Genomic DNA, 26,754 nt, shown 5'->3' with positions numbered 1-26,754 from the left:
TCCCGCCCCTCAACGTCATCCCGGACCCATGCCGCCCGACGCCCCCTCGCACCCGATGGCTCCCTTCGCGATCCGCCGAGACGGCGAGGCCGTGCCGGAGCGCCTGAGGGGCGCCGTGGCGGCCATCGGGAATTTCGACGGGGTCCACCGGGGGCACCGCTCGCTCATCGCCCGCGCCGTCGGCGCCGGACGGCCTGGTGCCGTGGTCACGTTCGAGCCGCATCCGCGGGACTATTTCAGGCCGGCCGATCCCGTCTTCCGCCTGACGCCGGAGCCCGTGAAGCTCGCGCTCTTCGCCCGGCTTGGCCTCGACGGAGCCTTCGTGCTGGGCTTCGACGCGGCCCTCGCCAGCCGGGATGCCGCGTCCTTCGTCGCTCTCCTGGCCGACGAGCTGGCGCTCTCGGGAGTCCTCATCGGCCATGATTTCCACTTCGGGCGTGGCCGGGAGGGGACACCGGACCTCATGGGGGAGCTGTGCCGCCGCCGAGGGCTGGACTGTACGATCATGCCCGCCGTCACCGAAGGCACGGAGCCCGTCTCCTCCAGCGCCATCCGCGCCGCCCTCCAGGCGGGGGACATCGCCGAAGCCAACCGGCTCCTGGGCTACCGCTGGTTCGTGCGGGCCGAGGTCCGGCATGGGGAAAAGCGCGGCCGGACCCTAGGCTATCCCACGGCCAATATGCGGCTCCCGGACGATTGCCGCCTGCGCCACGGAATCTATGCGGTGAGGGCGCGCGTGGGCGAGGCCGTTGTCGACGGCGTCGCGAGCTTCGGCCGCCGCCCGACCTTCGACAACGGCGCGCCCTTGCTCGAGGTCTTCCTGTTCGATTTTTCAGGCGATCTCTACGGCCAGACCCTCGACGTGGAGTTCGTCGGCTGGATCAGGGGCGAGGAGCGGTTCGACAGCATGGACGCGCTGGTCGAGCGGATGAACCGGGACTCGGACGAGGCGAGGCGGATGCTGGAGGTGGATCGGGTTGAGACGATGATCGAGGCCTCAACCCAGGGTGATCGGGCATAGGGCTGCCGGACCGGCGTTACGCATCCCCCTTCAACGCCCGCGCGGCGCTCGCGTAACCGCCCATGGCGCCGTCGACGAAATGGATGTGGTCGGCCCGCGACGCTGAGGGGACGAAGCAGGTCATGAGGGCGGCCTGCTGGCGGTGGGTGCCGAAGCGGGCGATGCCGTCCCGCTCGGCTTCGCCGAGACGCCGCTCCAACCGGTCCGCAAGAGCGAGGCTGCAATCGAGGGTCATGCGCAGGCCGTCGTCGAATTTGCGAAAGTCGGTGTTGCGCACGAGCTGCTTGATGTAGCGCGCGGGGTCGAACGCGCCGATCCGCAGCCCCGTTCGGAACAGGAAGCCGGACGCGAAGGTGCGGGCCAAGAGGCTGAGGCGCCGGGCGAGCCCGTGGCCCGGATTGGCCAGTAGCTCCATCGAGAAGCCCCTTGGCGGCCAGCTCAGACCGGGCCCGGCTTCCGGCACGGGCCGGGTGGCCTCGCCCGAGGCGTCCACGAGGGCCAGGATGTCGGCGATCAGGCGATTGAAGGCGGCCGGGTCGCCCTCCGGCACCGGGGTCACGATGAGGGACAGGATCACGTCGTTCTCCGGCGTGATCTCGTCGAAGCGGCAGGACAGCCCCGTCAGGTCCGGCATGGCACCTTCCGGCCCTGGCGGAATGGCATAGGCTCCGGCCTTCATGCGGGTCTCGGCAAAGGCCAAGCCGCCGCCCGTGAACATGGCGTAGGACACGTCCGGCGAAGGGGCAAAGCGCGCCACCTGCACGTCGTAGCCCTCGGCCCGGAGATCCGCCACGGGAACGAGGGCGACGCGGAGGACGAGCCCGAAGGCGTCACGAACCCAGGCGGCGATGCGCGACAGCGTCTCCCGCGCCACGGCCTCGTCCTCCGGCGGCAAGGCGAAGCTCGCGCCGTCGCCGCCGAAGATGAACGGGAAGTCGTTGTCGCCCAGGGCATTGGCGATGGCCACGATCACGGAGGCGGCCGCCGTGTTGACCACCTTGTAGCGGCCCGCCTCGATGGCAGCCGTGGACTGGACGATATCGGCAAGGCCGATGACCCAATCGGCGGGCAGGGGCGTATACACCGAGGGGTCGGTGAGACGGGCGAAGCTGTCGAAGACGGGCAGGCGCGCATAGAAGCCGGAGCCCGGCTCCGCCCTCTTCCCCGCCTGCCCCGAATCCTTCACCCGCTGCCTCGCTTCATCGCCCGCCTCGACCTCGTCCGCCCGTCCTGGCCCGGACGCAAGCACACCCGCCGGTGCAAGGCCCTACGGGGCAGGTTCGCCCTCCGGGGCGCCCCGTCCGAGCTCGTCGGGCAAGGGGTCGCCGTCTGCGATGAAGCGCATGGATACGGAGTTCATGCAATAGCGCTCGCCGGTGGGCGGGGGACCGTCGTCGAAGACGTGGCCCAGGTGACCCTCGCATCGGGCGCAGCGGATCTCCGTGCGGATCATGCCGTAGCTCACATCGCGGACGAACTTGATGTGCGACCGGTCGATGGGATCGAAAAAGCTCGGCCATCCCGTTCCGGACTCGAATTTGGTGCCGGACTTGAACAGCGGCAGGCCGCACAGGCGGCACGCATAGGTGCCTTTGGTCTTGGCCTCGTTGAAGACGCCGCAGAACGGCCGCTCCGTGCCATGGTCCAGCAGAACCCGGCGTTCCTCGTCGTCCAGGTTGGCGACCAGGGCGCGGTAGAGGTCCGGGGAGGGCGGCGTCAGGTCGAAACCGGCTTTCGAGCGCTGCTCCGCGACGGGGGAATGGGCCATGCTGTCGTCCTTTGGCTGGAAGGGAGCCTCAGCCCGGGATCGTGTCCGAGACCTTCGGCTCCCGAATGGGATGTCCGTTGTGGGTTGCCCGGAACTGCGCCGACATTTCGTAGGCCTTCCGCCGCAACCGCATGATGACCCCGAGCGGCCGATGCGCCGCGAGGCAGTGCCAGGGGCTGAAGGACAGGCCTTCGTCGATGGCCGCCACCTTGCTGTCGCTCCACGCGTCCTGGGGCTGAACCGTAATGCGTCCGACACAGATATAAGGACTCCGGTCCTCGGGCCACAAGACCGAGGCGTCCTCCACCGGCATGGTCTCCAGATCCGTGCAGAGCTGCGCCCGGATCTCCCAGACGCCGCCGTGACGGTGGAAGAAGTCGACCACCGCGTCGCGCAGGGCGGTCGGGCTGTCGAGGGAGACGGTCGTGCCCGTCAGGGCCACGAGTTCCGGCGAGACCGGCGCCACCGACACCTTCGCGATGTGGTCGCCCCAGCGTAGCGCGGCCTGCGAGAAGAAGGTCTCGCCCAGGATATGGGTGGCCGGATGCCCCCCGAGGGCCTTGAGCTTGGCGCTCTCGCCCCCGAAGGCCTCGATCAGGTGCTCGAGCCCGCGCGACACGGTGGACAGCACCTTCTTGGTCCGGTCCAGGGTGTCGGTGGTCTTCTCGAGGAGCTTCAGGTTCCCGGCGAAGGCCTTGGCTCCGGACTGGAAGGCCGGTCCGTTGACGAGCACGAAGTCCTGCGTCGTCTCTTCCTCGGCGCCGGGCAGGCGGTCGCCCCTCACGTTCAGGATCTTGATGGCCACCCCGCGCGGGGTCGAGACCGTATCGTCCAGGATGTCGCCCGGCGTGGTGGAGAAACGCAGCACCGCCGGATAGCGGCCGGGCCGGGCGAAAAGCCCCTGGGCCAGGACCGGTGGCAGGTCGGCCGGGATCTCGAGCTCGCCCTTCAGCACCCCATGGCTCTTGGCATGCACGCTGCGCACCGCCCGGCCGTAATCCTGAAAGGTTTTCTCCCGGATCTTGCGCATGGAGTCGAGAATGCTCTCGGAGGTCTCGGCCTCGTCCGCTTCCGGCGTCTCGACCGACGGGTCGTAGCGCAGGGGGGAGGCGGGCGCGTCGGCGACGGCTCGGGGGGTGCCGGGGGTATTGGACATGATGGGGCCTGAGTTCGACCGTGGCCTGACGGGCCACGGGGCGTGAACCGATGAACCTTCAGGGGGTTCCAAGAGCTGAGGGCCAGCAGGGGTGATGCCGGCGGCGGGTCCGGGCGCCGTTTCCCGCAACCGGACGCTCGTCCACCAGGCGGAACCAGGTCGAGGCCAGGTCCGGAGAGGGCCGCGTCGCGCCCGTCCGATCGCGCTTTATTCTCTCCCGCGAGACTGCTAAAAGGCGGATCATGTCCGTGGTTTTTCAGGTTCAGGGCGTGGCTTCGGCCCGCATCGCGCGAATTATCGGCCCGGCCCTCGCCTGAACGGCGAAGGTCCGGGATCGAGCCGCCTTGCCTGCCATGCCTGATGCGCCCCAAGACGGGCTGCGCCCTATGAGACCGATTGACCGATATGTCCGACACAAAAGAAGCGGCCGCCCGCGATTACTCCGAGACCCTGTTCCTGCCCCAGACCGCGTTTCCCATGCGGGCCGGGCTGCCGCAGCGCGAGCCCATGCTGCTCCAGCGCTGGAACGAGATGAAGCTCTATGAGCGCCTGCGGGAGGTCCAGAAGGGCCGTCCGCGCTTCGTGCTCCATGACGGGCCTCCCTATGCCAACGGCAACATCCATATCGGGCACGCGCTGAACAAGATCCTCAAGGACATGGTGGCGCGCTCGCAGGGGATGCTGGGCCACGATTCCAACTACGTGCCGGGCTGGGACTGCCATGGTCTTCCCATCGAGTGGAAGATCGAGGAGGAGTACCGGGCCAAGGGCAAGGACAAGGACGAGGTTCCGGTGGTGGAGTTCCGCCGGGAGTGCCGGGCCTTCGCCGAGAAGTGGATCGATGTGCAGCGCGAGGAGTTCAAGCGCCTCGGCGTCGAGGGCGACTGGACCCATCCCTACCTGACGATGTCGTTCGACGCGGAAGCCCAGATCGCCCGCGAGATCATGGATTTCGCCACCTCGAACCAGCTCTATCGCGGCTCGAAGCCCGTCATGTGGTCGGCGGTAGAGCGCACGGCCCTCGCGGAGGCCGAGGTCGAGTACCACGAGAAGACGTCCACGACGATCTGGGTGAAGTTCAAGATCGTGAAGACCCTGAACGGCGACCTCGACGACGCCTCCGTGGTGATCTGGACCACCACCCCCTGGACGATCCCGGCCAACCGCGCCATCGCTTATGGGCCCGACATCGCGTACGGGCTCTACCAGGTCACGGAAGCCGCCGACGACAACTGGGCCAAGGTGGGCGACCGCTTCATCCTGGCCGACAAGCTCGCCGAGGAGGTGTTCAAGGCCTCCCGCGTCGCCAACTACGAGCGCGTCAAGGATGTGCTGCCGGTGATGATCGAGCGCTGCGCGCACCCCTTCCGGGGTCTCGACGGCGCGAATGGCTTCTGGGATTTCGACGTTCCCATGCTGCCCGCCGATTACGTGACCGACGACGCGGGGACGGGCTTCGTGCACACCGCTCCCGGCCACGGCGCGGACGATTACAACACCTATGTCAAGCACAAGGCCGTGTTCGAGTCCTGCGGCACCAAGGAAGTGCCGCATACGGTCTCGCCGGATTCGTCGTATTTTCCGGACGTGCCGTTCTTCGCGGGCGAGCGCATCTACGACGACAAGGGCAAGGATGCGGGCGCCAACGAGGCGGTGATCAAGAAGCTCGCGGAGGCCGGCGCGCTCGTCGCGCGGGGCCGCCTCAAGCACCAGTACCCGCATTCCTGGCGCTCGAAGGGGCCGCTGATCTTCCGCAACACGCCGCAATGGTTCATCGCGATGGACAAGCCCATCGCGGGGCGCAACGCGAGCCTGCGCCAGATCGCGCTCCAGGCCATCAAGACCGTGGAATGGGTGCCGCAATCGGGCGAGAACCGCATCACCGGCATGATCGAGAACCGACCCGACTGGGTCGTGTCGCGCCAGCGCGCCTGGGGCGTGCCGATCGCGGTGTTCGTGCGCAAGGGCACCAACGAGATCCTCAAGGACGCGGGCGTCAACACCGCCATCGCGGAGGCCTTCGAGCGGGAGGGGGCCGATGCGTGGTATACGGATGACGGTTCGCGCTTCCTGAAACCCTTCGGCTATGACGTCGCGGATTTCGAGAAGGTGAATGACATCCTTGATGTGTGGTTCGATTCCGGCTCCACGCACGCCTTCGCGCTGGAGAAGCGCGACGACCTGAAGGTGACGCGCAAGGTCGATGGCGGGCCGGATCAGGTGATGTACCTGGAGGGCACGGACCAGCATCGCGGCTGGTTCCACTCGTCGCTGCTCGAGAGCTGCGGCACGCGGGGCCGCGCGCCCTACGACATCGTGCTCACCCACGGCTTCGTTCTGGACGAGAAGGGCCAGAAGATGTCGAAGTCGATCGGCAACGTGGTGGCGCCGCAAACGGTCATCAAGGAGTCCGGCGCCGACATCCTGCGCCTCTGGGTGGCGGCGTCCGACTACTCGGACGACCTGCGCATCGGCCCGGAGATCCTGAAGACCTTCGTCGAGACCTACCGCAAGCTGCGCAACACGATCCGCTGGATGCTAGGCTCTCTGGCGCATTATCGCGAAGCCGACAGGGTGCCGGCGGCGCGGATGCCGGAACTGGAGCGTTTCGTGCTCCATCGCCTGGCCGAGCTCGACGGCGAGATGCGCGAGGCCTACGCGACCTTCGACTACAAGCGCGTGATCGCGTTGCTCAACGGCTTCATGACCTCCGACCTGTCGGCGTTCTACTTCGACGTTCGCAAGGACGCGCTCTATTGCGACCCGATAACGAGCCACGTGCGCAAGAGCGCGCTCACCGTCATCGACGAGACCTTCCGGTGCGTGGCCACCTGGATCGCCCCGATCCTGGCCTTCACGGCCGAGGAGGCGTGGCTCGCCCGCTACCCGGATGCCGAGTCCGTGCATCTGGAGACCTTCCCGGAGGTTCCGGCCGCGTGGCGCGACGACGCCCTGGCCGAGCGCTGGGCCAAGGTGCGCCGGGTGCGCCGGGCCGTCACGGGGGCGCTTGAGATCGAGCGCGCCCAGAAGCGCATCGGCGCGAGCCTGGAGGCCGCCCCGAAAGTCTTCGTCGCGGATGAAGGCCTGTTCGAGGCGGTCCAGGGCCTTGACATGGCCGAGATCTGCATCACGTCCAACATCGCGGTCGAGCGGGGCGAAGGGCCTGCGGAGGCCTTCCGGCTCGACGAGGTCAAGGGCGTGGCCGTGGTTCCGGCCCTGGCCGAAGGCCGCAAATGCGCCCGCTCCTGGAAAGTCCTGCCGGAAGTCGGCACCGATCCGAGCTACCCGGACGTGACCCTGCGCGATGCAGCCGCCCTGCGGGAGTGGGATTCCATGAAGGCGGCCGCCGAATGAGCAACCCGACGGGCGGACAGCCGCCACTGCCGGACGAGAGCCGGCGCCCCGCCGCGCGGCGGGCCGCCGCCTCCGAGCCCGCCGGGACCCCGGCCGAACCCGCTCCGCCGCGTCCGCGCAAGGCTGCCTCCCGGGTTCCTTCGAAGGGCGGCAGGACGCGGGGAGGAGGGCGCAAGACGGCGCAAGGCCTCTCGCTTCCGGGCAAGATCGGCTTGGCCGTAGCGCTCCTGACCCTCGTGCTCGACCAAGCCAGCAAGCTCTACACGTTCTTCATCTTCGATCTGCCGGTGAAGGAGCCCGTGGCGCTCGGCCCGCTCGTGAACCTCATCGTGGTCTGGAACCGAGGGATCTCCTATGGCCTGTTCCAGCAGAGCACGGAGTTCGGCCGCTGGATGCTGATCGTGGTCTCGATCATCGCCTCCATCGGCCTGACCGTCTGGATCACCCGGACACGGGGCAAGGTTCTGGCGGCTTCACTGGGCCTTATCGTGGGGGGCGCCATCGGCAACGTCATCGACCGGCTCCTGTACGGGGCGGTCTTCGATTTCATCCAGCTTCACGCTGGAACGTACTCCTGGTACGTGTTCAATGTGGCCGATGCCGCCATTGTTGCAGGCGTCCTCGGTCTCCTTTATGACTCTTTCTTCTTGGAAAAGCGCCGGGCGCGGTAAGCTGACGCAGCAGAACGTCAAGCCGCCACATGTTCGCCAGAATAAGGTATCAGGCGTTCCGGCAGAGACAATTGGGGAATGGTGAAGCCATGAAGTCCGTGAAGATCCTGACCTGCGTGAGCGCCCTGGCGTTCCTCGTGGCCGCTACGGGCGCGAGGGCCGAAGAGGGTGAAGCCATGAAGAGCATCCTGGGCGCCATCGGCATCATTCCCAAGGACAAGGCTCCCATCGATTATCGCGAGCGCGCCCCTCTGGTGCTGCCTCCGAAGATGGACCTGCGTGCTCCCACGGGCGGCAATGCCGAGGCCTCTGCGGCGAACTGGCCCAAGGATCCGGACGTGGCCGCGGCCCGCAAGGCGGCCGCCGACGCCAAGACGCCCTGGACCAGCACCGAAAAGTACCGCGAGGCCAAGGGCGGCGCGCTCTCGCCAGACGAGATGCGCAAGTACCGCAACCCGGACAACTACACCAAGGCTCCGGGTCCCGTGGGCGGCCAGGCCGACAAGAGCGTCATGAGCCCCGACGAGCTTCGCTCCTACGCCCAGCAGCCCAAGCTGGAGGGCAAGGGGCTCGAGCGCAAGTACCTGAGCGATCCTCCGGGCGGTCTTCTTCAGGCCCAGGGCAACGCGCCCCTGCGGGCCAGCGTCGACAAGGCTCCGATCGTCGATCCGGAGAGCCCGCTCGGCTTCATCATGCAGCAGAAGGGCGAGACCCTGGAGTGATCCAGGGCCGCTCAAGCGCCAAGTGGCCACGGCGACGGAAAGATCGTGTCGCACCGATGACGGGCGCTGCCTCGCTTGCGTCTTCGTCAAATTGGCGTAAGTCCCGTAGAAATTCCTACGGATTACTCGATTCCGCCAAGGTTGGACGACATGGATACAGGGCCTAAGCATCATCTGCGCACCGACGCTCCGCTGTACGGGCGAACGGAAGGCGGCGGGCCCGAACTGTCGTCCTTCACCCTCGACAACGGTCTCGACGTGGTCGTGATCCCGGATCGCCGTGTTCCGGTGGTCACCCACATGGTGTGGTACCGCAACGGCTCGGCGGACGATCCACTGGGCCAGTCCGGCATCGCCCACTTCCTCGAACACCTGATGTTCAAGGGCACGGACAAGCATCCGGCAGGCGAGTTCTCCAAGGTGGTGTCGAACCTCGGCGGCCAGGAGAACGCGTTCACGTCCTTCGACTATACGGCCTATTTCCAGCGGGTGGCCCGCGAGCACCTCGAAACCATGATGGAGTTCGAATCCGACCGGATGACGAACCTACTGCTCGAGGAATCGGTGGTGGCGCCCGAGCGCGACGTGGTTCTCGAGGAGCGCCGCATGCGGGTCGAGACCGATCCGTCCTCGCAGTTGTCCGAGGCCATGGCGGCCTCGCTTTTCGTGCACCACCCCTACGGGATCCCGATCATCGGCTGGATGCACGAGATCGAGACCCTGAACCGCCAGAACGCGCTGGACTATTACAAGCGCTTCTATACGCCCGAGAACGCCATTCTGGTCGTGGCGGGGGATGTTGAGGCTGACACGGTGCGCCGCCTCGCCGACAAGACCTATGGCCGGGTGGCGGCGGGCGGCGCTCGACCGGTCCGCTTCCGGCCGCGCGAGCCGGAGCCGGTGGCGGCCCGCCACATCACCGTGGCGGACCCGAAGGTGGAGCAGCCCACCATGCAGCGGCTCTATCTCGTGCCGTCCTGCCGCACCGCCAAGGACCGCGACTGCTATGCACTCGAACTCCTGGCCGAGGTGATCGGCGGCGGCCCGACCTCGTACCTCTACCGCAAGCTCGTGCTCGAGCGCGGTCTCGCCGTGAACGCGGGCGCCTGGTACATGTCCTCCGCCATGGAGGACACCCGGTTCTCGGTGTACGCCGTTCCGGCTCAAGGCGTCTCGCTCGAAGCGCTGGAAGAGGCCGTGGACGAGGTGCTGCGCACCATCCCGGCGGAAGCCCTCGATTCGGACGCCATCGAGCGCGCCAAGACGCGGCTCGTCGCCGAGACAATCTACTCCACCGACAGCCAATCCTCCCTGGCCCGCATCTACGGCTCGGCGCTCGCCATCGGCGAGACCATCGAGGACGTGCGCCGCTGGCCCACCGAGATCGAGGCCGTGTTCAAGGACGACCTGGCCTCGGCCGCCGAGCGCTACCTCATCCCGCGCCGCTCCGTCACGGGCTACCTGAAGAAGCCGGCGGCCTGATCGGCCCTGCGAACGATTACGGGATCCTCATGACCGCGTCCGTCGACACCCTGTCCCATTCCCCCACCACGGTGAAGTCCGTGGTCTCGGCCGCCGGCGTCGAGGCCTGGCACGTCGAATCCGACGTGGTGCCGCTGATCGCGGTCGCCTTCACGTTCGAAGGCGGCTCCGCGCAGGATCCGGCAGGCAAGCCGGGCGTGGCGCAGATGCTGGCGCGCCTCCTCGACGAGGGCGCGGGCGAGTATAATTCCGACGCCTTCCAGGAACGCCTCGCGGCCCGGGCCATCGAGATCTCCTTCAACGCCGGCAACGATGCCGTCGGCGGGTCGCTGAAGACCCTCGTGAAGCACGCCGACGAGGCCTTCGAGCTCCTGCGCCTGGCCTTGGCCGAGCCGCGCTTCGACCAGGACGCCATCGAACGCGTTCGCGCGCAGACCATTGCGGGCCTCCGCTACCAGCAGAACGATCCCGGCGTGATGGCGACCCGCCGGTTCTTCGAGGAGGGTTTCGCGGGCCATCCCTACGGCAACCCGACCTCAGGCACCATCGAGAGCGTGGAGGCCATCACCCGCGACGACCTCATGGCGATGCATCGCGCGTTGGTTTCCAGAAGCCGCGTGAGAATCGCCGTTGTCGGCGCCATCAACGGCGACCGGCTCTCCCTCCTGCTCGACAGGGTTTTTGGCGATCTGCCCGAAAGCGGTCCTCTTGCACCGGTCGAGACAACCGTCCTGCAGGGGCGCGGTTCCCGGGTCATCGTCGATCTCGACGTGCCGCAATCGGTGATCCGCTTCGGAACCAACGGCGTGGCCTGGCGCGACCCCGGATTCGTGCCCGCCTACGTGCTCAACCATATCCTGGGCGGCGGCGCCTTCACGTCGCGTCTCTTCCAGGAGGTGCGCGAGAAGCGGGGTCTCGCCTACAGCGTCGGCACCTCGCTGGTCAGCTACCGCGCCGCCGCCATGACCTGGGGCTACACGGCCACCAAGAACGAGCGCGTGGGCGAAGCCCTGCAGGTGATCTCCGAGGAGATGGAGCGCCTGAAGGCGGACGGTCCCAGCGACGCGGAACTGCAATCCGCGAAGGATTATCTCATCGGCTCCTATGCGCTCGGCTTCGACACCTCGACCAAGATCGCCCACACGCTCGTGCAGATCGCGTTCGAAGGGCTCGGAATCGATTACATCGGACGGCGCAACGGCCTCGTGGCCGCGGTCACGCAGGAGGACATCCGCGTCGCGGCCCAGCGCACGATTGGAGACGGCCAGTTGCTCACGGTCATCGCAGGCCGCCCGACGGACCTGTAAGCCTTGAACGCGGCACTTTCCCCTAGACGATGAAAAAATCGTCGTGGGCCAGCTGCGTTCCCTTGTCGAGCCTGGCAAATGGAACGGCCTTGGCCTTGCCCGTACCGTCCGGATCGAAGAGCACGAGACCCTCGCCCTTGTCGTAGAGGATGCGATCCTCGCGGTCGTGTGCCTTGCCGCCGTTCCGGAACGCGTCGGCGTGCAGCATCCCCGGCGGCCCGGCGGTCTTGAAGATCGTTTGCGAGAGGCGGAAACCGTCGTCGGACGCGTAGAAGCCGACGATGCGATCAACGTTCAAGTCCGCGTGGAGACGCGTGTCGAACACGAAGGTATCGCGTCCGTCGCCGCCGGACAGCGTATCGTTGCCCAGGCGCCCGGCCAGTCGGTCGTTCCCGTCGCGGCCTAAGATGCGGTCGCCGCCATGGCCGCCGGCGAGATCGTCCCGGCCGTCGGTGCCTTTCATGATCCGTCCGATGTGGATCACCAGCGTTTTCGTAACGAAAAGTCCATCGGGATCAGTTGCCTTGATGGAGAGCTCGACTTGCTTGTGACGGTCGTAATCCGCTTGCCGCGCCAAGACGATGCGGTCCCCGTCGATCTTCAGGACGTTGGCTGAGCGGGACACGAGCTCGAAATGAAAGCGGGCATCGTCCGCGTCCCTGGCGGTGAGCGGCGTGACGGTCGTGCCCTTGCGGGCTCCGTCGAGAACGCTGTTCTGGGCCACCGACACGGTGAAAGGCGCGGTGTTCGGGGTCAGGCGGACGCACGCGTCCTGGAAAAGGGCATACTTCACCTGGATAAGCGTATCCGTGCCATCCCGTTCCGCCCGCAGGTCGGTCACCGTCACGAGCCCATCCGGGCCTGTGGCGATGCCGTATTCGGATCGCCGGCCCGTGAACAGGGCCGTGTTCTCGCCAGATCCGCCATCGAGGGCGTCGTTGCCGCCGCCTCCCCGCAGGGTGTCGTCTCCCTGATGGCCGGAGAGCCGGTTGTCGGCCCGGTTACCGGTGAGCGCATCGTTTCCGCTGCCGCCATGGGCATCCTCGATGAGGGAGCGCGGGTCGCCCTCGTGAAGGTGAGCGTTGAACACATTCCCGCTCGCCGTGATCGGGCGCAGGTCGGCCACGAAGTCATAGGCCAGGACGGCAAGTTGATCGGCGGACAGGATCGAGGATCCACCGGGACCGAGATCGACCGAGACGCCCTTCGCATACTCGGAAAAGTCGTAGGTGTCGCGGCCGCCGCCGTCCCAGACGGTCTGCAGGATCCGGTTGCTCTCGGCCGTCCCGTCCCCGGGTCTGCCCGCGCCGGCGCCGTTCACGGTCACCGCTCCAGTGGCCGGGCTCCAGCGGTAGGTCGTGTCTTCCGCGCGAAACCCATAATCGGCTCCGTAGAGCGCTTGCAGGGCGGCGATGTCATCGGGCATGTAGGTTTGCGGGTAGCCGAAGCTCTCGTTCGTCATGATGCCCGACGACGGGTTGGTATGGTGGCTCCGGTAGGACATCAAAGTGTGCTGATGGTCGTCGTGCGCGACCGGCATCGCGGCCTGGTTGACGGACGTGGTCTCGTGCGGGTGCTTGAGGCCGAGCGCGTGGCCGAATTCGTGGAGCGCCACAAAGTAGCCCCAGCTTCCGACGAGCGGCGCCCGCAGGCTCTCGCTCACGCCGAACCAGATGTCGCCTGGATGGACCGAGCCGTCCGGAAAGGTCGAGAAGGCGGTCGCGGCCTTGCTCGAATGGGCGATCAGGATGTCGGCGCCGTTAGCCGTCATCGGGCTCTCGGCGAGCGAGAGGTTCGTGAAGCCTTCGATGGGGGTCAAGGTCATCGCGGCCGGATCGGCGGACCGCCCTTCGACGAACGCACGGACGGCTTGCCGCATCGCATCCGAGGTGGGGGAGAAAACCGGAAACGGATTCACGCCCCCGCTGTAGAAGGCTTCCCGATCCGGAAACCCGTAGGTCACCGTGTCGCCCTGCCAGCGATAGCCGGACAGCAATCCGTCGACAAACGGAACTCGCGTCGGCTCGAACGTACCCGTACCGTCGTCCATGCGGGTCTCCCATCAACGCTTTCGCTTGCGGGAGGACGGATTAGGAACGAGATCTGCGGATCTGTAACCGAGTTAGACGGGGTAGTTCTTTTAAGCTTGGGCTGAGGCGAGCGAAGCGTTAACAAATGGGCTTGGCACGGAACGGCTCTTGCGAAATGACAGGCCCGGCCTTCCGACCCGCCCTAGCCCTCCGCCCCCCGCTGCCCTAATGTCCCGCTTCATCTGTCACGAGTCGGAGCACCCCATGGCCCTGCAGCAAACGATCGATCTTGCCCTCGCGTCCAATATCGGCGGGGACGGGATTCCGCAGACGGCGTTGGACGCAGCTCTGTCGGTGGTCGGCAACGCCATGAAGCGGCTGGCCGACGACGATGCCTCGGGACGGCTGCCGCTGCTGCACATGCCCCGCACCACCGACGATCTCGACAGCATCCGCAAGGCGGCCGCCTGGCTGCGGGAGGACGCGACGGATGTGGTGTTTCTCGGCACCGGCGGCTCCAGCCTCGGCGGCCAGACGCTGGCGCAGCTCAAGGACTACGCGGTGCCGGGGGCAGGGCGCTTCACGGAAAGCCCGCGCGTCCACTTTCTCGACAATCTCGATCCGCTGACCTTCGACCACGTCCTGCACAAGCTGCCGCTCTCGTCCACGAGATTCGTGTCGATCTCGAAGTCGGGCGGCACGGGCGAGACGCTGATGCAGACCATCGCGGTGCTGTCGGCCCTCGCCAAGGCGGGCCTGAAGAAGGGGCCGGCGGACCTGTTCCTCGGCTTGTCCGAGCCGCGCAAGGACGGGGGCAAGAACGCCCTGCGCGACCTGCTGGAGCCGGAGGGCGTCCGCTTCCTGGAGCATCATACGGGCATCGGCGGGCGCTATTCCGTGCTCACGAATGTGGGCCTCCTGCCCGCCGCGGTGCTCGGCCTCGACATCGCGGCGATCCGCCAGGGCGCGGCCGACGCCTACGAGCCGTTCCGGGCGGGACGCGACGCCAAGGACGCGCCGGCAGCCGTTGGCGCGGCCATCAATGTCGCCATGACGCTGGAGGGCAAGAACATCACGGTCGGTATGGGTTATGCCGACCGGCTGGAGCGCTTCACCCGCTGGTGGGTCCAGCTCTGGGCCGAGAGCGTGGGCAAGGACGGCAAGGGCTCGCAGCCCGTGGCCGCCATCGGGCCGGTGGATCAGCACAGCCAGCTCCAGCTCTATCTCGCGGGCCCGAACGACAAGCTCTTCACAGTGCTCACCACGGAGGTGGCGGGCCTCGGCCCCGTCATGGACGAAGCCCTGGCCAAGCGCGCGGGCGAACCAGGCTTCGCGGGCAAGCATATCGGCGACCTCGTGGCCGCCCAGGGCCGCGCCACGGCGGATACGCTCGCCAAGAACGGCCGCCCCACGCGCCAGATCCACATCGAGAAGCTGGACGAGCGCGCCATCGGCGAATTGCTCATGCATTTCATGCTGGAGACGATCCTGGCCGGCTACGCGCTCGGCGTCGATCCGTTCGACCAGCCCGCCGTGGAGGAGGGCAAGATCCTGGCCAAGCAATATCTGGGACAGGGAAAGTAAGGCGGAGGTGGTGCTCCCCCTCTTTGCCCCTGCCACGGATATCGGGCTTGTCTGGGGTGCGGGTGAAACGACCGGGTGAGCGCTCACTGAATGACGTAAGCCGGTAGGAACGTCATGCTTCGCTCCCTCAAACAACAGCTCTGACTTTCCGACCCCCACCCTCAATCCCTCCCCTCAAGGGGGAGGGAAGAACGTGCCACACTTTCGAATGCCGTTTCGCCCACTATTTCTCTCTGACAGCACTCATCACCAAGAACCCGCCCCATGCCCGTCCGCCGCCTCGATCCCATCCTTGTCGACCGCATCGCGGCGGGCGAGGTGGTGGAGCGTCCGGCGGCTGCCGTAAAGGAACTGGTGGAGAACGCAGTCGATGCGGGTGCGACCTCTATCGAGATCGCGGTGGAGGCCGGTGGGCGTCGTCTCATCCGGGTGGTCGATGACGGGCAGGGCATGAGCCCTGATGACCTGGAACTCGCCGTCGAGCGGCACGCCACCTCCAAGCTGCCCGATGGCGACCTCTTCGCCATCCAGACCCTCGGCTTCCGGGGCGAGGCCCTGCCGTCCATCGGGGCGGTGGCGCGGCTCGCCATCACCACCCGCGCGGCCGGAGCCGAGACCGCCTCGACGCTCACCGTCGACGGAGGCGTCAAGGGGCCGGTCCGGCCGGCCTCGGCTCCCAAGGGCACGCGCATCGAAGTCACGGACCTGTTCTCGGCCACCCCCGCGCGGCTGAAGTTCCTGAAGAGCGACCGCTCGGAGGCGCAGGCCGTGGCGGAGATCGTCAAGCGCCTCGCCATTGCCCACCCGACGATCCGCTTCACTCTCTCGGGCGAGCACATCACGGCCTTCACGTATCCGCCGGAGCCCGAGGGCGAGCACGGATTCCTGCGGCGCCTGGCGCGGGTGCTGGGCTCGGATTTCAACGACAACGCCATGGGCATCGGCGTCGAGCGCGAGGGCGTGCGGATCCACGGGTTCGCGAGCCTGCCGACCTATCATCGCGGCACCTCGACGGCGGTCCATTTCGTGGTGAACGGGCGCCCCGTCCGGGACAAGCTGCTGCTCGGCGCCGTGCGCGGCGCCTATGCGGACGTGATGCATTCCGACCGGCATCCGGTGCTGGCCCTCATGATCGACCTCGATCCGCGCCTCGTGGACGTGAACGTGCATCCGGCCAAGACGGAGGTCCGCTTCCGGGATCCCGCCTTCGTGCGCGGCTTCGTCGTGGCGGCCATCAAGGAGGCGATCACCCGCTTCGGCTTCCGGGCCGCCACCACGGGGGGCTTGCGCACCCTCGACAGCCTGCGGCCGCATAGCGGCCCGCCACCGCGACCGGTTTCTGTGTCGCACCGGGCATCCGCCCTGCGCCACGGCGGCGCCTATGCGGGCTGGCAGGCGCCCCTCGACCCCGCGCCACCGGCGCAGGGGCTCCACGAGAGTCAGGGCAGCCTGCCGGACCTCATGGCCCCCTCCGCCGACAGCCGCGCGGCCCTGACGGAGATCCAGGCCGAGACGGAAGCGTCGCCTCTCGGCGCGGCCCGCGCGCAGCTTCACGGCACCTATATCGTGGCCCAAACCGGGGACGGCATCGTGATCGTGGACCAGCACGCCGCTCATGAGCGGCTCGTCTACGAGCGCCTGAAGCGCGAGCGCGCCGCCACCGGGATCGGGCGCCAGATGCTGCTCATCCCCGATGTGGTCGAACTCGATCCCGTCGACGCGGACCGGGTTCTGGCCGAGGCCGAGACCCTGGAGAGCCTTGGCCTCGTGGTGGAGAGCTTCGGGCCCGGCGCGCTCCTGGTGCGCGAGGTGCCCTCGGCGCTCGCGGGCGGGCGCATCAAGGCCCTGGTGCAGGACGTGGCGGATGCGCTCGCCGAGTGGGGGCAGGGCGGCCCCAGCCCCCTGGAGGAACGTCTCGACGCCGTTCTGTCCCGCATGTCCTGCCACGGCTCCATCCGGGCCGGCCGCCGCCTGCGCCCGGAGGAGATGGACGCGCTGCTCCGCGAGATGGAAGCCACGCCGATGTCGGGCCAGTGCAACCATGGGCGTCCGACCTATGTGGAGTTGAAGCTCTCCGACATCGAGCGGCTCTTCGGGCGGCGGTAGGGCCGCGGAACCAAGCTTGTCCATGGCTCTTATCGTTCGAGGATCGCGATCCGATGCGATGAGGGAGGATCACAATGGTGAGCAAGGCCGATTTCACGCCCCAGGAATGGACCCGTATCGTGGCGAGCCCGATGGTGGTCGGCATGGCCGTCACGGCGGCTGAACCGAGCGGGCTCTGGGGCCTGCTGAAGGAATCCATGTCGAGCGGCTGGGCACTCGTCGAGGCCAAGCAGGATGCCGGAGCCGATCCCCTCGCCAGGGCCGTTGCAGACGACATCGCGAACCCCGCGACGCGGGACAGCGTGCGACAGGAGGTTCAGGATCGCTTCAAGGGAAGCCAGGTGGCCGACATCAAGGGCAAGGCGATCGCCGAGCTGCGGGAGGTCTCGGCCATCCTCGATGCGAAGGCTCCGGGCGAGGCCGCCAGCTTCAAGACATGGCTGCGCGGGGTCGCCCAGAAAACCGCCGAGGCCGGAAGCGAAGGCGGATTCCTGGGCTTTGGCGGTGTCAAAGTCAGTGATGCCGAGAAGGCGACCTTGGCCGAGATTTCCACCGCGCTGGGCGCTCCCGGCCCGAACGATGCCGGAGCCATCCAAATCTAGAGCCGTCGACCTTTCGGGCGGCGTCCGCGCTAGGCTCGATACCGCCCGAACACGACCTTCGTCTCCCCGTAATCCCGCCGCTCAATCTCCTCGAAGCCGGCGGGCAGGGTGACGGTCACGCCCTGCGCCTCCTCGACGACGATCAGCGCGTCCGGCGTCAGCCAACCGCCTTCCGCGCAGGACGTGAGGGCTTTCGGGGCCAGGTCCTTGCCATAGGGTGGGTCGCAGAACACGACGGAGAACGGCGCGTTCGAGGCGGCGGGTCCCATCTTGGTGGCGTCCCGGCGGAAGAGGCGGGTGGCGCCGCCTGCACCCAGCGATTCCACGTTCTCGCGAATGATGCCGCGCGCCTGAGCGCCGTCATCGACCAGCAGCACGAAGCTCGCGCCGCGTGACAAGGCCTCCAGCCCCATGGCGCCGGTGCCCGCGAACAGGTCGAGGACGCGTGCGCCTTCGAGCGGGTCGTCGTAGCCATGCTGGAGGATGTTGAAGAGGGTTTCCCTCAGGCGATCGGAGGTCGGGCGGATCACGTCCGACGATGGGCCCTTCAAGGCACGGCCGCGCCAGCGGCCGCCCACGATCCTCAAGGTCTAGTCCTCACGGACGGCGGCCGCGCGGGCCACCCTTGGAACCGCCGCCTCGAGGGCCGCCGCTCTTGAAGCCGCCACCCTTCGAGCCACCCTTGAAGCCGCCGCCTTTGAAGCCTCCACCGGAGCGTCCGGCAGGCTTCTCGCCCGCGAACTTGCCGCCCGAGGGCTTGCCCCTCGGGCCGCCCCGGGGCGGGGCATCCCCGCGCGGCGGGCCACGCCGGGGCCGATCCTCATCGCTCCTCGGGCGGAAAGGTGCGTCGCCATCGCGGCTGCGGAACGGGCGATCTCCCTCCGAACGCGGACGGCGCGGACGTTCGTCACCCTCAGGGCGGGACCGGAATGGCTTATCGCCGTCGCGGCTGCGGAAAGGACGGTCGCCTTCAGGACGGGGGCGGCGCGGCCGCTCATCGCCATCGGGACGCGGCCGGAAGGACCGCTCGCCCTCCGGGCGGCGAGGGCGATCCTCCCCGTGGCTCGAACGCGCGAACCCTTCCGGACGCGGCGAACGGCGCATGGGCCTGTCTTCCGCTCCCGGCGCCTTGCGGCTGCTCCGGCGGGGCGCTTCTTCCTCTTTCGGCGCGCTGACGAGCCGCTCGACCACGACCTTGCGGCCCTCGGACTGGATGGCCCCGACGCGCTGGCGCTGACGCTCGCCCGTGGCAGCGCGGGCCTCCTTGGGGTCGGCACCGCGACGCGGGGCGCGCTTGCGCGGCGCATCCTCGTCCTCGCCAGCGCGCCAAATGCTGGTCTTTGCTTCGAGACGGGACGGTCGCTTGCGTTCGGGCTCCGCCTCCTCGCGCTCGCCGCCACGGCTATGGTACGGCTTGTCGCCGTCCCGGCCCCGGCGGGGACGATCGTCGTCCCGGTCGCGGGGGGCGCGGCGCTCGCCCCGCTCTCGATCCTGGCGTCCCTCGCGGTCCCGGTCCTGGCGCTCGCGCGCCTTGGTCGAGCCGAAGGGCGCGATGGGCTCGCGCACGGGGCTTTCGAAATCGACCCCGGCCTCGAGCGCCAGGGCGTCGCCGAGCTGGTCCTTGAGAATGCGGGTCTTCACCTCCTCGACGAGGCCGTCTTCCAGGTCGCCGAGCTGGAAGGGCCCGAAGGAAAGGCGGATCAGGCGGTTCACCTGGAGGCCCAGATGTTCGAGGATGCGCTTGACCTCGCGGTTCTTGCCCTCGCGCAGGCCGAGCGTGATCCAGGCATTGTCGCCCTGGATGCGGTCGAGGCGGGCCTCGACGGGGCCATATTCCATCTCGTCCACGGTGACGCCGTCGCGAAGCGCGTCGAGGTCGGCCTGGGTGATCTCGCCATGGGCCCGCACCTTGTAGCGGCGCAGCCAGCCCGTGTCCGGGTGAGCGATCACGCGGGCGAGGCCGCCGTCATTGGTGAGAAGCAGCAGGCCTTCCGTATTGATGTCCAAACGGCCGACCGCCACCACGCGGGGCAGGTCCTCCGGCAGGTTGTCGAACACGGTCGGACGACCTTCCGGGTCGCGCGCCGTGGTCACGAGGCCGCGCGGCTTGTTGTAGAGCCACAGGCGCGTGCGTTCCTTGGCGGGTAGGGGCTCGCCGTCCACGGTGATGGTGTCGGCGGCCGTGACGTTGATGGCGGGCGAGTCCAGCACCTTGCCGTTGAGCGTCACGCGGCCTTCCGCGATCATCGCCTCGGCGTCCCGGCGCGAAGCGACGCCCGCGCGGGCGATCACCTTGGCGATGCGGTCCTCGGCGGGCTCCGCCGCTTGAGCCTGCAGGCGGGCCTCGGCGCTGGAGACCTTGTCGCGCGGGCGCTCGTCGGCGGCCTTGGCTGCGTAGGGCTTTCCAGCCGGCGCCTTGGATCGGAACGGGCGGTCGCCCTCATCCCGGCGCGGCTTGAAGGGGCGATCCTCGCCCGTGGGGCGGGACCGGAACGGCTTGTCGCCGCCACGCGAGAACGGGCGGTCTCCCTCGGGGCGGGGGCGACGCGGGCGCTCATCGCCCTCACGGCTGCGGAAAGGCTTGTCGCCGTCCTGACGAGGCTTGCGCGGGCGGTCGGCACCACGGCTGGCCCAGGGCTTTTCTTCGCCTCGATCACGTTCTCCAAAGCCTTCGTCCGAGCGAGCACGGAAGGGCTTTGCCCCGGACGGGCGGCTATCGGTACGTCCGCGCGGGCGCGAGCCCGGACGGCCGCGCTTATCATCGTTGTTGCTGTCGGTCATGCTGGCCTGATAGCAGAGGAGCACGCGAGAAGCGAGGGTGATGGATAAACCGGGCCGCAAGAAAATAGATCCCCGGAACGCCCCGGCCGAAAGAGAGCACCCGATGGATCCCATGGCACGCGCCTTCGAGGAAGCAAGGGCCGCGGCCGTTCGGGGCGAGGTACCAGTGGGCGCCGTCGTGGTGAAGGACGGCCTGATCGTGGCCTCGGCCGGTAACCGGCCCCGGGAGTTGCGGGACCCTTCCGCCCATGCGGAGATGCTGGCGATCCGCCAGGCCTGTGACGCCCTGGACGACGAGCGCCTCTCCGGCTGCGATCTCTACGTGACCCTGGAACCCTGCACCATGTGCGCGGCCGCCATCTCATTCGCCCGCATCCGCCGGGTGTACTTCGCGGCCGCAGACCCCAAAGGCGGCGCGGTGGAAAACGGTGTGCGCTTCTTCCAGCAGCCCACCTGTCACCACGCCCCGGAGGTCTACGGCGGCATCCGGGAAAGCGAGGCGGCGGGGCTGTTGAGGTCGTTTTTCGCCAGCAAGAGAGAAGAGTAGAAACTTGATCTAGTCTCAATATGTACTTATATCTGTACATATTTGGTGCACTGGAACGAAGGCATGCCCTATATCAACTTTACCGAGTTTCGTCAGAACATGGCATCCCATCTCGATGCGGTTTGCGAGAGCAAGGCGCCGCTGGTGGTCACACGCCAGAAGGGGCAAGCAGTCGTTGTCCTCTCGGAGGAGGAATTCGAGGGCATTCAGGAGACGCTGCACCTGCTGAAAAGTCCCCGCAATGCATCGCGCCTCATGCGATCCGTCGAGGTGCTCAATGGAGGCAAGGGCGTGAGCGGCGATCTGGCTGAATAAAGATGGTCTGGTCGCCGGAAGCCTGGGCCGATTATCTCCACTGGCAAAAGACCGATCGTGACATGATCGAGAAGATCAATGCCCTGATCAAGGATGCCGTGCGCAATCCCTTTCGTGGCATCGGCAAGCCCGAGCCGCTGAAGGGCGTTCTCGCAGGATGGTGGTCACGGCGGATCACGGGCGAACATCGCCTTGTGTACCGCGTGGCGGGCAAAGGCGAAGAGCAGACGTTGGAAATTGCAGCCTGTCGCTATCATTACTGATGATAAGCAATCGGACGCCCTAAGAAGACAGAAATCCTCTGAGCGCCTCAAGCGTCGCGCCCGGGTTTTCCTCTGCCACGAAATGGCCTGAGGTCACGCCGATGCCATGGGCCTGCGGAGTGAAGGTTCGCTTCCACACGTCCAGGGGAGTTTCGTCCTCGGCGCCCGAGCTTTTGACGAGATAGAAATCGCTCCATATCAGGTAGGTCGGGCAGGTGATAGTCTTGCCGGCCGCCAAGTCGGCCTCATCGGCTTCGATATCCCGGGTGGCTCCGGCGCGATAATCCTCGCAGAAGGCGTGGATGCGGCTCGGTTCGTTGCAGCTCTCGCGGTAGCTCTGGAGCGCCCGGCGGTCGAAGGCGTCGAGATTGCCCTCCCCCGACCACTTGATCATCAGGCCCTCGAAATATGGCCAGGGATCGCGCCCGATCTCCTCTTCGGGCTTTGGGGCGGGCTCGGACAGGAAGCCCCAATGGGCGGCAGGCACCTTTCCGGCCTTCATCTGCGCCCAAACATGGAAGGTCGGCAGGATATCGAGGAGCGCCAGACGCTCCACGCGGCCCGGATGATCGAGGGCGAGGCGATAGGCGACCCGCGCCCCGCGATCATGTCCTGCGACCGCGAAGCGAACGTGGCCCAGCGCCTCCATGACGGTGATCACGTCCTGGCCCATGGCGCGCTTGGAATAGGTCTCGTGGCGCGAGTCGCTCCGGGGCACGGAGGACCAGCCATACCCGCGCAGATCCATGCAGACCACGCGGTGGGTTTCGGCCAGTTCCCCGGCGATCCGGTGCCACATGACATGGGTTTCCGGGAAACCGTGCAGGAGGACCAGCGGAGGCCCGTCACCCTTGGTGCGAGCGAAGATGCGTCCGGCCTCCGTGTCGATCCAATGGGCCTGGAAACCAGGAAACAGGTCGTCGCTCATGGCCGGTCCTCCGTCGAGGGAATGTTATCCTCGAAACTAGCGGACCTTTTCCGTTCGTCAGCCCTGCTCGCGCTCCACGGCCCTCCATCCGATGTCCCGGCGGCAGAAACCCTCGGGCCAGTCGATCCTGTCCACGGCTTCATAGGCGCGCTTCTGGGCCTCGCCGATCGTGGCGCCCAGCGCCGTGACGTTGAGCACGCGGCCCCCATTGGCGACGATCCGGCCCTCGACCTGCTTCGTTCCCGCATGGAAAACCAAGATTCCGGGCAGGGTTTCGGCCGCCGCGATGCCCCGTATGTCCGAGCCCTTCTCGACCGGGCCGGGATAGCCCTTGGCCGCCATGACCACGGTGAGCGCGGTCTCGTCCTTCCATTGCAGCGACACGGTGTTGAGCACGCCGTCGCAGGCGGCCAGCAAGGCGGTGAGGAGATCCGACTTGAGGCGAGGCAGCAGCACCTGGGTTTCCGGGTCGCCGAGGCGGGCGTTGTATTCGATGAGTTGAGGCCCTTCCGCCGCGAGCATCAGGCCCGCGTAGAGAATGCCCGTATAGGGCGCGCCCCGGGCCGCCATGCCGGCCAGGGTCGGCTCGATGATCTCGCGCATCGCGCGGTCCTGCAGCTCGGCCGTCAGCACGGTAGCGGGCGAGTACGCCCCCATGCCGCCCGTGTTGGGGCCCTGGTCGCCGTCGAAGACGCGTTTGTGGTCCTGGGCGGTGCCCAGCGGGATGGCGGTCCGGCCGTCGCATAACGCGAAGAAACTCGCCTCCTCGCCCTCGAGGAACGCCTCGATCACGACCTCGGCTCCAGCCTGCCCCAGGCCTCCGCCGATCATCATGTCGACGGCGGCCTCCGCGTCCTCGAAGGACGTGGCGACCACCACGCCCTTTCCGGCCGCGAGCCCGTCCGCCTTGACCACGATGGGGACGCCGAAGCTGCGGATGTAAGCCTTGGCCGCCTCCGCGTCCGTGAAGCGCCGGTAGGTGGCCGTGGGGATGCCGAACTCCGCGCACAGATCCTTGGTGAAGGCCTTCGAGCCCTCCAGCTGGGCCGCCGCCTTCGTTGGTCCGAAAGCCTTGATGTCCGCTGCCTTGAGGTCGTCGACGAGGCCGGCCACGAGGGGGGCTTCGGGGCCCACGACCACGAAGTCGACTCCCATGACCCGGCAGAAGTCGATCACGGCCCGGTGATCGGTGACGTCGAGGGCGACGTTATCGCCGCACTGCGCCGTGCCGGGATTGCCGGGGGCGATGAAGAGCTTGTCGCACAAGGCGCTGGCCGACAGGCTCCAGGCCAGGGCATGCTCGCGTCCGCCTGATCCGATGAGAAGAATGTTCATGCGCTGAGCCCTCTGATGACCCAGCGCTCATAGCGGCCCTTGGCGGCGGCGCCTACCCCCCGAGAGACGGCGATCCGGGATTTCATGAGCGGGGCGAAGGGCGCTCAGATGAAGAAAAGATCCTTCTCGGAAAAGCGCGCCAGGCCCTTCGTCTTGGCAAAGGCGGCGATCACGGAGGCAGGCTTCGCGCCGTTGCCGTCGGGATCGTAGGCGAGCGTCCGTTTGCCCGTGTCGAAAATGAAGTGGTCGCTCCGGTCGGTGGCCCGATCCAGGGCGAAGAATGCCTTCTTGAGCTTGACGGGCTTTGCATCGCTGGCGGTCTTGATGGCCGCAAACAGAGATTTGCTGGCCTTGAACAGGCTCGCGTCGAGCAGGATCCCGTCGTCCTTCACGTTGAAGTCCGTGATCGTATCCGCGTTGCTACGGGTCGGGGAAACGTCGAAAACGAACAGGTCCTGGCCGGCATGACCGGTCAGGGTATCCCGGCCGACACCCCCGGACAGGGTATCGTCACCGCGCCCGCCGCCGAGGCGATCATGGCCCAGGCCGCCCCTGATCAGGTCCGATGCGTCCGAGCCGACGGTCTCCTCTCCCTGCCAATCCCCGACGCCGATGTCGAAGGTTCGGGCGTAGCGCGCTCCCGCTCCGTCCATGACCTCCACGTGAACGCGGTGGGATCGAGCCTGCTCGAAATCGAGCTTGATGCCGCCCGCCACGACCAGCCTGTCCCCGTCGATGCGGAACCGTCCTCCCGCATCGTCGAGAAGGCGGTACGAAAACCGCTCCACGCCATTGAGGTCCAGGGTGGTGAGGATCCCCACCAGCGTGCCGCTGGGGGAGAGTTCCCTGGCCGTCTTCACCGTGAGGTCCATGTCCACGGGCGCCCGGTTGGCGGTCGTCGAGACGACCTGGATCGACCGGTCCGTCGCGCTCAAGCCTCCGGGGTCGGACACGCTGATCGTGAAACCCGCCACGTCCTCGGTGCCGAAGGCCGTCCCTGTCCTGTCACGAGGATCGAACCGCAGTTCGCGAACGGCTTGCGTGACGAAGTCCTTGGTGCCCATGAAGGTGTAGGTGCCGCCGCCCGAGGCCAGGGCGCCGCTCTTGAGAACACCTTTCGTCGCGTCCACCGCAACGGTCACCATAAGGCTGTCGTTCTGGGCATCGTCGAAGGACACGCCCAGGAAAGGCGTGACGTCGGGTCCATTGTCGAGGGCCCGCGTCACCGACGTTCCAGGCGCGACGCGAATGACCGGGGCGGTGTTTGCAGGCTCGGGTTCCCCGCCTTCCGCCGAGATGGTGACGACGAAGCTCCTCACGATCGTTTCGCCCGCGCCGTCCGTGGCCTGGATGCGAACCGCGTGAGATGCCTCGCCGAAGGGGCCCGCAGCGAGCTTCGATGCGTCGGCGATCAGCAGCCTGTCCCCATCGATCCTGAACAAACCGCTCGGGCCGCCCTGCAGCGCGAAGCGCGCCGTATCGCTGCGGTCGAGATCGAATGCCGTCAGGCGCCCGACAACGTCTCCATCGGTCGCGCCGGCGGAGACGGTCGCGTTCGACAGCGCGATGTCGGACGGCGCGTGGTTGACATCAGGTCCCGCATATCCCTCGGGGTCGACCTTGAAACGCGAGATGCTCTCCCGGCCGCCAGCGCTGCGCAGCTGCATTTCGATCTGTACAGGGGCGGTGACCGCGAGGTCGCCATCGTCGTAAGTCAGCGACCGGATCAAGGCTTCTACCCGGTCGGACGTGGCATTGTCATGGAAGACGATGGCCATATGGCCGTTCGCATAGTCCTGGACGGATCCGAAAACCGTGGTCCCGATCCGGATCTCGCTGCCAGGGCTCAGGCCGCCTGACAGCCCGATGCCCCCGGAAGGGTCGATGCCGAAAACGTGGTTCTGAAAGAGATTTCCTTCCACGTCGAGTTTCAGGCTGGAGAACCGATCTTCATCGCAGACCACCTCGGAATCCTGTCCCGCATCGAGAAGGACGGGAGACGTGGAGGCAATCGCGACCCGGTCGCCGTTGAGATGGGCCACATGCGGCGCCGCCTGCGTCGAGGAGCCGGTGACGTCGACGACCGTATCGATCCCCTGGCGATGAAGGGCCAGACGCTCTGCGTCCGAAAAGGTGCCATCGATCAGGACGACGCTTTGGTTGGCTCCCCCGATCCCAGTGAGGCTTTCGAGCAAACTCTTGTCCCGGATCAGGATCCTGGCGTCATCCGATTCAAGGCTCACGACCTCGAACCCCGTCACTTGGATGTCGGTCAGATCGACCATGCTTCCATGAAAGACAAGGCGATCTTCTGCTCCTTCACCCGCGTCGATGAGCGCGAGATCGGCGAGTTGCTCCGCCGCCACGGACAGCGTGTCGCTGTCGCCCGATCCTCGGATCGTCTCGATGCTCGCAAAGCCGGCCAACGCGTGCAAACGGAAGACGCCCCCGGCGAAGGTCGGCACGGGGGGCGGAGCGACGAGTTGAAGCACATCGTCACCGGCCCCGCCGTCCAGGCGGTCCTCCCCGCCGATCTGGTCGGCTCTCGCCAGGAAGGTGTCAGGATCCGCCGTTCCGTCGAGCCGATCCGCCGCGGTCGTCAGGTGAAAAGTCAGCATGGGAGCTCGATGGGAGATCGTTCGTAATGATACTGTGTTGCTTATGAGGGGTCTCCGCCGGGCACAACAAATGCGCGATTGAGCCGAGCATATTCCTGAATTGCAGATTGCATCCGGGCTCCCCCTTCCACAGAGGATGGCTGGCCTGGCCTTGGCACGGATGC

21 protein-coding genes are annotated in these 26,754 nt (G+C 67.3%); 12 read left to right on the top strand and 9 right to left on the bottom strand.

Features of this window, described 5'->3' with window-relative positions:
* Positions 1 to 28: 28 nt before the first annotated feature.
* The gene (locus tag ILT42_RS01915) at positions 29 to 1,021 is read left to right on the top strand and encodes a bifunctional riboflavin kinase/FAD synthetase (RefSeq protein ID WP_204213617.1); all 993 of its coding nucleotides are present in this window, start codon (positions 29 to 31) and stop codon (positions 1,019 to 1,021) included.
* Positions 1,022 to 1,037: 16 nt separating this feature from the next.
* Here ILT42_RS01915 and ILT42_RS01910 read toward each other — a convergent pair whose 3' ends face one another.
* The 3 genes from ILT42_RS01910 to ILT42_RS01900 all read right to left on the bottom strand — a co-directional run bounded on the left by ILT42_RS01910 (position 1,038) and on the right by ILT42_RS01900 (position 3,945).
* Complete coding sequence (locus tag ILT42_RS01910) at positions 1,038 to 2,207, bottom strand: DUF3095 domain-containing protein (protein ID WP_204213616.1); 1,170 nt, start codon at positions 2,205 to 2,207, stop codon at positions 1,038 to 1,040.
* Positions 2,208 to 2,288: 81 nt separating this feature from the next.
* Positions 2,289 to 2,789, bottom strand: a complete 501-nt coding sequence (gene msrB, locus ILT42_RS01905) for a peptide-methionine (R)-S-oxide reductase MsrB (RefSeq protein WP_204213615.1) — start codon at positions 2,787 to 2,789, stop codon at positions 2,289 to 2,291.
* 28 nt (positions 2,790 to 2,817) lie between these two features.
* On the bottom strand, positions 2,818 to 3,945 hold the full coding sequence (locus ILT42_RS01900) for a catalase family protein (protein ID WP_204213614.1): 1,128 nt from the start codon (positions 3,943 to 3,945) through the stop codon (positions 2,818 to 2,820).
* 405 nt (positions 3,946 to 4,350) lie between these two features.
* Between ILT42_RS01900 and ileS the strand changes: the two genes are divergently transcribed.
* The 5 genes from ileS to ILT42_RS01875 all read left to right on the top strand — a co-directional run bounded on the left by ileS (position 4,351) and on the right by ILT42_RS01875 (position 11,481).
* A complete protein-coding gene (gene ileS / locus ILT42_RS01895) occupies positions 4,351 to 7,299 on the top strand; it encodes an isoleucine--tRNA ligase (RefSeq protein ID WP_204213613.1) in 2,949 nt (982 codons plus the stop codon).
* 206 nt (positions 7,300 to 7,505) lie between these two features.
* Positions 7,506 to 7,970 (top strand): signal peptidase II, encoded by a 465-nt coding sequence (gene lspA / locus ILT42_RS01890; RefSeq protein ID WP_324617707.1) that lies wholly within the window; start codon positions 7,506 to 7,508, stop codon positions 7,968 to 7,970.
* A gap of 89 nt (positions 7,971 to 8,059) precedes the next feature.
* The gene (locus ILT42_RS01885) at positions 8,060 to 8,692 is read left to right on the top strand and encodes a hypothetical protein (RefSeq protein ID WP_204213611.1); all 633 of its coding nucleotides are present in this window, start codon (positions 8,060 to 8,062) and stop codon (positions 8,690 to 8,692) included.
* A 150-nt stretch (positions 8,693 to 8,842) separates the two neighbouring features.
* Positions 8,843 to 10,174, top strand: coding sequence for a M16 family metallopeptidase (locus ILT42_RS01880; protein WP_204213610.1), 1,332 nt, complete (start codon positions 8,843 to 8,845; stop codon positions 10,172 to 10,174).
* Positions 10,175 to 10,203: 29 nt separating this feature from the next.
* A complete protein-coding gene (locus ILT42_RS01875; RefSeq protein WP_204213609.1) occupies positions 10,204 to 11,481 on the top strand; it encodes a M16 family metallopeptidase in 1,278 nt (425 codons plus the stop codon).
* 22 nt (positions 11,482 to 11,503) lie between these two features.
* Here ILT42_RS01875 and ILT42_RS01870 read toward each other — a convergent pair whose 3' ends face one another.
* Entirely contained in the window at positions 11,504 to 13,531 is a 2,028-nt protein-coding gene (locus ILT42_RS01870; RefSeq protein ID WP_204213608.1) for a M10 family metallopeptidase C-terminal domain-containing protein, read from the bottom strand.
* 244 nt (positions 13,532 to 13,775) lie between these two features.
* On the opposite strand from ILT42_RS01870, the gene ILT42_RS01865 reads away from it, so the two are divergent.
* The 3 genes from ILT42_RS01865 (at position 13,776) to ILT42_RS01855 (ending at position 17,803) form a co-directional block, all read left to right on the top strand.
* Positions 13,776 to 15,095, top strand: coding sequence for a hypothetical protein (locus ILT42_RS01865; RefSeq protein WP_204213607.1), 1,320 nt, complete (start codon positions 13,776 to 13,778; stop codon positions 15,093 to 15,095).
* A 264-nt stretch (positions 15,096 to 15,359) separates the two neighbouring features.
* On the top strand, positions 15,360 to 17,201 hold the full coding sequence (gene mutL, locus ILT42_RS01860; RefSeq protein ID WP_204213606.1) for a DNA mismatch repair endonuclease MutL: 1,842 nt from the start codon (positions 15,360 to 15,362) through the stop codon (positions 17,199 to 17,201).
* Between the two features lie 74 nt (positions 17,202 to 17,275).
* Positions 17,276 to 17,803, top strand: a complete 528-nt coding sequence (locus ILT42_RS01855) for a hypothetical protein (protein ID WP_204213605.1) — start codon at positions 17,276 to 17,278, stop codon at positions 17,801 to 17,803.
* A 29-nt stretch (positions 17,804 to 17,832) separates the two neighbouring features.
* Here the strand turns inward: ILT42_RS01855 and rsmD are convergent, their stop codons facing one another.
* Entirely contained in the window at positions 17,833 to 18,390 is a 558-nt protein-coding gene (rsmD, locus tag ILT42_RS01850) for a 16S rRNA (guanine(966)-N(2))-methyltransferase RsmD (protein ID WP_204213604.1), read from the bottom strand.
* Between the two features lie 10 nt (positions 18,391 to 18,400).
* Positions 18,401 to 20,584: a pseudouridine synthase gene (locus ILT42_RS01845; RefSeq protein ID WP_204213603.1), complete on the bottom strand. Its 2,184-nt coding sequence runs from the start codon at positions 20,582 to 20,584 to the stop codon at positions 18,401 to 18,403.
* A gap of 112 nt (positions 20,585 to 20,696) precedes the next feature.
* Here ILT42_RS01845 and ILT42_RS01840 point away from each other — a divergent pair, with 112 nt between their 5' ends.
* From ILT42_RS01840 to ILT42_RS01830, 3 genes are all read left to right on the top strand, one after another.
* Complete coding sequence (locus tag ILT42_RS01840) at positions 20,697 to 21,131, top strand: nucleoside deaminase (protein WP_204215103.1); 435 nt, start codon at positions 20,697 to 20,699, stop codon at positions 21,129 to 21,131.
* A gap of 63 nt (positions 21,132 to 21,194) precedes the next feature.
* Positions 21,195 to 21,446, top strand: a complete 252-nt coding sequence (locus ILT42_RS01835; protein ID WP_204213602.1) for a type II toxin-antitoxin system Phd/YefM family antitoxin — start codon at positions 21,195 to 21,197, stop codon at positions 21,444 to 21,446.
* A 2-nt stretch (positions 21,447 to 21,448) separates the two neighbouring features.
* Complete coding sequence (locus ILT42_RS01830) at positions 21,449 to 21,709, top strand: Txe/YoeB family addiction module toxin (RefSeq protein ID WP_229428321.1); 261 nt, start codon at positions 21,449 to 21,451, stop codon at positions 21,707 to 21,709.
* A 19-nt stretch (positions 21,710 to 21,728) separates the two neighbouring features.
* Here ILT42_RS01830 and ILT42_RS01825 read toward each other — a convergent pair whose 3' ends face one another.
* The 3 genes from ILT42_RS01825 to ILT42_RS01815 form a co-directional block, all read right to left on the bottom strand.
* Positions 21,729 to 22,637 (bottom strand): alpha/beta fold hydrolase, encoded by a 909-nt coding sequence (locus ILT42_RS01825; RefSeq protein ID WP_204213601.1) that lies wholly within the window; start codon positions 22,635 to 22,637, stop codon positions 21,729 to 21,731.
* Between the two features lie 57 nt (positions 22,638 to 22,694).
* Positions 22,695 to 23,972, bottom strand: a complete 1,278-nt coding sequence (gene purD / locus ILT42_RS01820) for a phosphoribosylamine--glycine ligase (RefSeq protein ID WP_204213600.1) — start codon at positions 23,970 to 23,972, stop codon at positions 22,695 to 22,697.
* Positions 23,973 to 24,076: 104 nt separating this feature from the next.
* A complete protein-coding gene (locus ILT42_RS01815; RefSeq protein WP_204213599.1) occupies positions 24,077 to 26,590 on the bottom strand; it encodes a hypothetical protein in 2,514 nt (837 codons plus the stop codon).
* Positions 26,591 to 26,754: the final 164 nt, after the last annotated feature.

This window comes from Microvirga pudoricolor, assembly GCF_016892705.1.
GTDB classification, from domain to species: domain Bacteria; phylum Pseudomonadota; class Alphaproteobacteria; order Rhizobiales; family Beijerinckiaceae; genus Microvirga; species Microvirga pudoricolor.
Note: the sequence above shows the minus strand (reverse complement) of the source record. Positions and strands in the feature narration are given on the sequence as shown.

Bases quoted from the DNA above. Each gene is read 5' to 3' on its own strand.
- purD (WP_204213600.1), bottom strand. From the start codon at position 23,972: ATGAACATTCTTCTCATCGGATCAGGCGGACGCGAGCATGCCCTGGCC.
- msrB (WP_204213615.1), bottom strand. From the start codon at position 2,789: ATGGCCCATTCCCCCGTCGCGGAGCAGCGCTCGAAAGCCGGTTTCGAC.
- ILT42_RS01865 (WP_204213607.1), top strand. From the start codon at position 13,776: ATGGCCCTGCAGCAAACGATCGATCTTGCCCTCGCGTCCAATATCGGC.
- ILT42_RS01915 (WP_204213617.1), top strand. From the start codon at position 29: ATGCCGCCCGACGCCCCCTCGCACCCGATGGCTCCCTTCGCGATCCGC.
- ILT42_RS01815 (WP_204213599.1), bottom strand. From the start codon at position 26,590: ATGCTGACTTTTCACCTGACGACCGCGGCGGATCGGCTCGACGGAACG.
- ileS (WP_204213613.1), top strand. From the start codon at position 4,351: ATGTCCGACACAAAAGAAGCGGCCGCCCGCGATTACTCCGAGACCCTG.
- ILT42_RS01830 (WP_229428321.1), top strand. From the start codon at position 21,449: ATGGTCTGGTCGCCGGAAGCCTGGGCCGATTATCTCCACTGGCAAAAG.
- ILT42_RS01875 (WP_204213609.1), top strand. From the start codon at position 10,204: ATGACCGCGTCCGTCGACACCCTGTCCCATTCCCCCACCACGGTGAAG.
- ILT42_RS01900 (WP_204213614.1), bottom strand. From the start codon at position 3,945: ATGTCCAATACCCCCGGCACCCCCCGAGCCGTCGCCGACGCGCCCGCC.
- ILT42_RS01840 (WP_204215103.1), top strand. From the start codon at position 20,697: ATGGCACGCGCCTTCGAGGAAGCAAGGGCCGCGGCCGTTCGGGGCGAG.
- mutL (WP_204213606.1), top strand. From the start codon at position 15,360: ATGCCCGTCCGCCGCCTCGATCCCATCCTTGTCGACCGCATCGCGGCG.
- ILT42_RS01835 (WP_204213602.1), top strand. From the start codon at position 21,195: ATGCCCTATATCAACTTTACCGAGTTTCGTCAGAACATGGCATCCCAT.
- ILT42_RS01870 (WP_204213608.1), bottom strand. From the start codon at position 13,531: ATGGACGACGGTACGGGTACGTTCGAGCCGACGCGAGTTCCGTTTGTC.
- ILT42_RS01855 (WP_204213605.1), top strand. From the start codon at position 17,276: ATGGTGAGCAAGGCCGATTTCACGCCCCAGGAATGGACCCGTATCGTG.
- ILT42_RS01825 (WP_204213601.1), bottom strand. From the start codon at position 22,637: ATGAGCGACGACCTGTTTCCTGGTTTCCAGGCCCATTGGATCGACACG.
- ILT42_RS01845 (WP_204213603.1), bottom strand. From the start codon at position 20,584: ATGACCGACAGCAACAACGATGATAAGCGCGGCCGTCCGGGCTCGCGC.
- ILT42_RS01885 (WP_204213611.1), top strand. From the start codon at position 8,060: ATGAAGTCCGTGAAGATCCTGACCTGCGTGAGCGCCCTGGCGTTCCTC.
- ILT42_RS01880 (WP_204213610.1), top strand. From the start codon at position 8,843: ATGGATACAGGGCCTAAGCATCATCTGCGCACCGACGCTCCGCTGTAC.